The sequence below is a fragment of the Gluconobacter sp. P1D12_c genome, assembly GCF_018812105.1.
GTDB classification, from domain to species: domain Bacteria; phylum Pseudomonadota; class Alphaproteobacteria; order Acetobacterales; family Acetobacteraceae; genus Gluconobacter; species Gluconobacter oxydans_A.
The window spans coordinates 1-651 of the sequence record NZ_JACSIQ010000133.1 but is presented as its reverse complement, the minus strand read 5'-3'; the positions used below and the strand labels follow the sequence as shown (position 1 = coordinate 651).

The window sequence follows — 651 nt, the reverse complement described above, 5'->3', positions numbered from 1 at the left end:
CATGGCCGACACCTGTCAGGGTGCCACCCTGCGCCAGTTGGCGCATCTGCATGACTGGCATATCAGCGAGGCCGGATACGCCGAAGCCCTTGGCCGTATGGTTGCAGCCCATCGTGGGCTGCCCCTGGCGTCACTCTGGGGAGACGGCACATCGTCCTCAAGTGATGGTCAATTGTTTCATGCAGGTGGCAGAGGCGCTGCGATCAGCGATATCAATGCGCGCAATGGCAGTGAACCGGGCGTCAGTTTCTACACCCACATCTCCGATCAGTATGATCCGTTTTCGACCCGGGTGATTGCGGCGACGGCCGGTGAAGCACCCTATGTTCTGGATGGGCTGCTGTATCATGCCAACGGGCTTTCCATTGAAGAGCATTATACCGACACGGGTGGGGCATCGGATCATGTTTTCGGGCTGATGCCCTTCTTTGGTTATCGATTTGCGCCCAGGATACGGGATCTGAAAGAGCGGAAACTTCACCTGTTTCCAGATCAAAGCCCCGGTGATCTCCTGAGTGGAATGGCCGGTGACCCGATCAATACCGATCATGTTGCGGCCCACTGGGACGACCTGCTGCGTCTGGTCACATCCATTCGGAGTGGAACCGTGACGGCCTCGGCCATGCTGCGGAAGCTCGGATCTTATCCCCG

1 protein-coding gene is annotated in these 651 nt (G+C 58.2%); it reads left to right on the top strand.

From position 1 onward, the window contains the following. Positions 1-651: Tn3 family transposase (locus tag KP705_RS15945; protein ID WP_215764942.1), on the top strand; the 651-nt coding region annotated here is incomplete at both ends.